Raw genomic sequence first — 5,968 nt, 5'->3', positions numbered from 1 at the left:
TCCCCAATCCCTAACGCTGAGGAGTTGCTTCACCATATCGGATTAAAAGCGCGATCGCAATACTAACTGCCATAATTAATAACATACTTAAAGCTGAACCAAATCCCCAATTTTGTGTCGCGCCTAAAAATTGGTTATAAATCAGTCGAGAAACGGTCATACTGGAAGCACCACCAAGCAATTCTGGATCGACAAAATCGCCTAATCCAGTAATAAAAACTAGTAAGGAACCTGCCGCAATTCCTGGTAAACTTTGCGGTATAGTAACTTTTAAAAATGTCTGAACGGGATTTGCGCCTAAGTCTGCTGCTGCTTCTAATAATCTGCGGTCTAATTTCTCTAAAGAAGCATACAAAATTAATACCATGTACGGTAATAATCCGTAACTCATGCCGATAATAACTGCTGTATCGGTGTAAAGAATATCTACTGGTGGAATGCCAATATTGCCCAGAATTGTATTTAAAACTCCACTGCGACGTAAAATGGTAATCCAGGCGTAAGTTCTTAACAAGGAAGAAGTCCACAAGGGTAAAACAAAGGCGACTACAAGTAGGTTACGCCATCTTTTTGGACTCAATAAGGCAATCCAATAAGCTACAGGAAATCCTAAAAGTAGGCAAATTACTGTAGTTCCGAAGGCTAAAAAGAGCGATCGCAAAATTACCCGGAGATATACTGGTTGAAATGCTTGAATATAGTTCTCTATTCCCGAAGGATTTACTACCTGTCCAGGTTTAATTCCGGGAACTAAACTTAATTCAAAAATTACTAAAGTGGGAAGTACTAATAACAGTAATAACCATAGTCCAGAAGGGCCAAGTAGTAATAGGGGTTCCCACCAACGTTGACCTACTTTTCCGCTGGGATTTTTGGCGGGAACAGGCGGGTTAGAACTAGGATTTACAGAGGGAATTTGGGTAGACACGGTTCGATTTTAAATTTGTAATTTGTAATTTGTAATTGGGAATTTTAGCTGCTTCTTAGTTGAGTCCAGTAGTTTTCGTAAACTTCGCTAAATTTACCAATAGGAGATATTCTTTCGGCTCTAGTTAACACTGATTCTGGGGGAAATAAGGTGACATTTTTAGTGATTTTTTCTGGTAATTCTTTCAATGCGGTACTATTTGGTGTGGCAAAATTTAAAGTTTCTGTAACTAATGCAGCAACGGAAGGTTCTAACATAAAACTAATCCAAGCATAAGCAGCTTCGGGATTGGGAGCATTTTTGGGAATTACCATTGTGTCTGTCCACAGCGATGTTCCACTGCGAGGAATCACATATTTTAGATCGGGGTTTTCTTCGGTTACTTCGATCGCATCTGCTGAATAACCCATCGCGATTAATAAGTCTCCTGCTAATATTTGTTCTTTCCAAGCATCGGTGGTAAAAGATGCGATCGCAGGTTTTAAAATTTTCAATTTTTCATAAGCTTGTCTCACTTCTTCGGGATTAGTAGAATTATAAGAATAACCAAGCATTCGCAAAGTCGCCCCCATCACTTCCCGCACGTCATCCATTAAGGTCATGCGTTTAGATAATGTTTGTTGATTTTGCCATAAATAATCCCAATCTTCTGGTGGTTTTTCCAGTTTTTTGCTATTATAAATTAACCCCGTTGTTCCCCAACTTATTGGTACACTGTGACGATTTCCTGGATCGTATTCGGGATTTTTAAATTGGGGCATCAAATTATTTAAACCACTCAAGCGATCGTGGTCTAATTCCTGTAATAAACCCAACTCTAACATTTGTCTGACCATATAATCAGAAGGATAAATAATGCTATAGTCAGCGCCTCCACCCGCCTGAATTTTAGCTAACATAGCCTCATTAGAATCAAAAACATTGGCTATTGCTGCTACACTAGTATTTTCTGTAAATTTGTTGAGTAATTCGTTATTAGTATAACCAGACCAAGTGTAAATATATAATTTATTAGGATTACCTTTGTCAGTGGTGGAAGGTCTTACTTGAGCTAACGTCCAGCCACAACTAGAAAGCACTAATCCTGAAGTTGCTGCTAGTGCTGTTTTGAGAAAGTTACGTCGATTTAAAGCCAGACTTTTCATTGTTAATTGGTAGATGGCGATCGATTTTTTCTACTGCTTTAACAGTAGCGCACGGATTGTTCTAAAGGTAAAGGTTCACCTGTTTCGGCATCTGTATTTTGACAGGCAAATAACATTTCGGGAGAAAGTTTTTCAAATTCTAATCGATCGTTAAAGGCTTTGAGAATATAACCCCGGAGTTCCTTATAAGGCAAGTGAGTCAGACGATCGATTTCCGCAGTAAAAGAACGTAAAATCAGAGAACCATAAGGATGACAACCTTGAGTAATTTTTTTGCTAAACAATGCCTTGGTATGACGATCGTAACCATATTTTACTTTGTCTACTTCCCTGGTTAAATCGACGACAAAGCATTCTCCTTCACTGTCGAGGAAAGTAGCGATCGCTTTTTCGGGACAGTGAGATTCTAACTCTTGGAAAAATTGATCTAATCCCAGCATTTTACTCTTTATCCTGATGAATTGGGCATCATTGAATCAGAGGAAGTTTCTGGAGCTAATTGGCAGAAGTTTACTGTGAAAATAGCTAAAATCTATTGAATGAGCCAAACTCATTTAACTATTGACTAAAGCCAGACAATCGTTAGTATTCCAGTAAACATAAACAGGCTGATTCGTATCCGGTAGAGTAGCAAAATTATTAGCTTGCATTACCGTCATACGATCGCCAGAATCCAGTTCTACCAAACAATGAACATGAGTTCCCAAATACATAACATTTTTTAACTGTCCAGCAAAACAGTTACCTTTTAAAACCGGAGGCTCAAAACTCAGTTTAATTTTTTCCGGTCGCACACTCACCACTACAGGATCTTGAGACTGAAAAACCGGAGCAGATTCCTGTTTTTGGACAAAGATTTTCATTTTATTATCCGTCAAAACTTGTAAATCTGAACCTTCAGTAGCAATTACCCGACCCCGAAACAGATTAGTATCCCCAATAAAATCCGCCACAAAAGCAGTTTGGGGACGTTCATAAATTTCGCTAGGACTACCAATTTGTTCGATTTTACCTTCGTGCATGACAGAAATGCGATCGCTCAAACTCAAAGCCTCTTCTTGATCGTGAGTCACCATGACAAAAGTTAACCCCAAATCTTGGTGAAGATTTGATAATTCTACTTGCATTTCTTTCCGCAATTTCAAATCCAATGCCCCCAAAGGCTCATCCAACAACAACACAGCGGGACGATTCACCAAAGCCCTAGCTAAAGCTACCCGTTGCTGTTGACCCCCCGAAAGCTGAGTAGGAAAACGATTAGCATAAGATTCCATTTTGACTAATTTCAGAGCACTTTTAACGCGATCGGCAACCGCAGCTTTATTGAGACGTTTAATTCGTAAACCAAAAGCCACATTTTCCCACACCGTCAAATGATTAAACAGCGCATAACTTTGAAACACCGTATTTACCGGACGACGGTAAGGAGGAACATGAGTCATCGACTGATTTTGAATCAACACCTCACCAGCAGAAGGCAACTCAAAACCAGCAATTAAACGTAAAGTAGTAGTTTTACCACATCCAGAGGGGCCAAGAATACTAAAAAATTCGCCTTGGTGGATATTCAGATCGACCCCGCGAACGGCAGTTTCTCCATTAAAAACCTTAAAAACCTTACGCAGTTCAACATCCAGCGCATTGTGAGTGTACTTAGCATCTTGATTCTGGACGGCAATTTGAGACATAATGGCGACTTCCTGTAGCGTTGCCCTAGTTAGAAATTAAAACAGATTGAATCAACTGATTCAGTGGGAAAATTGTTCTTGGCTTATTTTGACATTCTGCCCTAAGCTAAAGCCAGATGCACAGCTGGTCAAAAATAGACATAGGTGCTATTTCTTAGAGGTACTATTTTACTTAGGCGATCGCTCCTGAGATAAATTCAAGCATATTGATTTTCGGCGTTTAACATCTGTTAACTTCTGCTATATGGCCCTGATTCAGTCTTCCTCACTAGACAACCAACTGAAAACTCGTACCGTAGGACGTAGTTACCAATCGCTGATTGTCATGTTAATTATCTCCCTGTTTCTAGTGGGAGCCCTTGGTAGTCGTCTTGCTTACCTGCAATTGGTAGAAGGAACACGCAACCGGGAGTTAGCAGAAAAAAACCGGATTCGTTTGATGCCCAAACAACCAGAACGCGGTAATATTTTCGATCGCAAAGGCAGAATCCTTGCCAGTAGTCGTCTAGCACGTTCAGTATACCTTTGGCCCCTCGTCAACAAAGAAGCCCATTGGCCTCACACACGCCAACGCCTAGCGGAAATTTTAGACATTCCAGAAGCAGATATTCAAAAACGAGTTGAGGCAGGAAACTCTTCCACTCTAGTTAGAATTGCCAGAGATATATCTCCTGAACAAATTACCGCCCTGGAAGAATCCAGAAACGAACTAGAAGGAGTCAGCGTCGATATTGAAGCCTTGCGGATGTACCCCAACGGCGAAGTAGCAGCTCATGTACTCGGTTACACAGGGGAATTAAACGATGTCGAACTCTACAAACGCCGCCAAGAAGGATACCGAATCGGAGATATTGTCGGGCAAATGGGAGCCGAATATGCCTTTGAGCCATCATTGCGTGGCTCTTGGGGCGGTCAACAGGTAGAAGTAGATGGGCGCGGGCAAATAGTGCGGATTTTGGGCGAAAAGCCCTCTAAGCCTGGAAAAAACGTCCACTTAACAATAGACCTGGAATTACAAAAGGCCGCAGAAGCAGCTTTAGGAGAAAGTAAAGGCGCAATCGTCGCAATGGACCCCAGAAATGGGGCAATTTTAGCAATGGTTTCTCGCCCTGCTTTTGACCCAAATATTTTTTCATCGCGGATTAACAAAGAAACCTGGAAAAAGTTACAAGCAGAAGATCATCCTTTTGTCAATCGATCGCTGCAAGCTTTTCCCCCCGCCAGTACTTTTAAAATTGTCACCACCACAGCAGGTTTAGAAACAGGTAAATTTTCGCCAAATACAGTCTTGCAAACCTACCCAGCAATTAGGGTAGGAGGAATTTGGTTCGCTGATTGGAACCATGCCGGATTTGGCCCATTGGGGTTTGTCGGTGCGCTCAGGTGGAGTAGTGACACCTTCTTTTACCAAGTGGGGATGCGAGTCGGTGGAGAAAAGTTGATTGAGTGGACGAGAAAATATGGCTATGGGCAAGAAACAGGCATTGAATTACACAAAGAAGAAGTCCCTGGTTTAGTCCCGGATAATGAGTGGAAAAAGAAGCGGATGAAATACGAATGGACGATCGGGGATACTGTGAATATGGCGATCGGTCAAGGCTTCTTACAAAGCACACCTTTACAAGTAGCTGTGATGTTTGCCGTCCCAGCCAATGGCGGTTATCGCGTCAAACCCCATATTCTCAAAGATAACGAAGAGGCGAAAAGCTGGCGGGAATCTTTGAATATGAAACCAGAAACCGTGAAAATCCTCCAGGAAGGTTTACGAGCTACAGTAACCAGTGGTACTGGAAAAGCCTTAAATGTCACTACAATTCCTGCTGCTGCTGGTAAGAGTGGAACTTCCGAAGTAGGACACGGCAAAAAAGTCCACACTTGGTTCGGCGCTTACGCCCCAAACGATAAACCAGAAATTGTCGTAGTCGCATTTGGCGAACACTCTGGCGGTGGTGGTGGTAGTTTCGCCGCACCCAAAGTCCTGAAAGTTTTAGAAGCCTACTTCCGCCAAAAAGATCCAGCTGGAGCCAAAGCAAAAAGCAACGAGAAAGAAGAGAAAGAAAGCAGAAGGCAGAGCAGAAGGCAAGGCAGAAGGAGAAGGTAGAAGGCAAGAAAGGCAGAAGGCAGAAGGCAGAAGGCAGAAGGCAAGGCAGAAGGAGAAGGCAGAAGGCAGAAGGCAAAAAGTAAAAATTCCCCTTGTCCCCTTGTCC

5 protein-coding genes are annotated in these 5,968 nt (G+C 42.0%); 1 reads left to right on the top strand and 4 read right to left on the bottom strand.

Annotation, left to right across the window (positions count from 1 at the left end):
- Positions 1-10 precede the first annotated feature (10 nt).
- From IQ264_RS31105 to IQ264_RS31090, 4 genes are all read right to left on the bottom strand, one after another.
- Positions 11-928, bottom strand: a complete 918-nt coding sequence (locus tag IQ264_RS31105) for an ABC transporter permease (RefSeq protein ID WP_193986348.1) — start codon at positions 926-928, stop codon at positions 11-13.
- A gap of 44 nt (positions 929-972) precedes the next feature.
- Positions 973-2,073, bottom strand: coding sequence for an ABC transporter substrate-binding protein (locus IQ264_RS31100; protein WP_193986346.1), 1,101 nt, complete (start codon positions 2,071-2,073; stop codon positions 973-975).
- 38 nt (positions 2,074-2,111) lie between these two features.
- Positions 2,112-2,513 (bottom strand): hypothetical protein, encoded by a 402-nt coding sequence (locus tag IQ264_RS31095; RefSeq protein WP_193986343.1) that lies wholly within the window; start codon positions 2,511-2,513, stop codon positions 2,112-2,114.
- 114 nt (positions 2,514-2,627) lie between these two features.
- Positions 2,628-3,761, bottom strand: a complete 1,134-nt coding sequence (locus IQ264_RS31090) for an ABC transporter ATP-binding protein (protein ID WP_193986341.1) — start codon at positions 3,759-3,761, stop codon at positions 2,628-2,630.
- Between the two features lie 244 nt (positions 3,762-4,005).
- On the opposite strand from IQ264_RS31090, the gene mrdA reads away from it, so the two are divergent.
- On the top strand, positions 4,006-5,862 hold the full coding sequence (mrdA, locus tag IQ264_RS31085; RefSeq protein ID WP_193986339.1) for a penicillin-binding protein 2: 1,857 nt from the start codon (positions 4,006-4,008) through the stop codon (positions 5,860-5,862).
- Positions 5,863-5,968 lie beyond the last annotated feature (106 nt).

It is taken from the genome of [Phormidium] sp. LEGE 05292, assembly GCF_015207735.1.
In the GTDB taxonomy this organism is placed as follows: domain Bacteria; phylum Cyanobacteriota; class Cyanobacteriia; order Cyanobacteriales; family Aerosakkonemataceae; genus Floridanema.
Note: the sequence above shows the minus strand (reverse complement) of the source record. Positions and strands in the feature narration are given on the sequence as shown.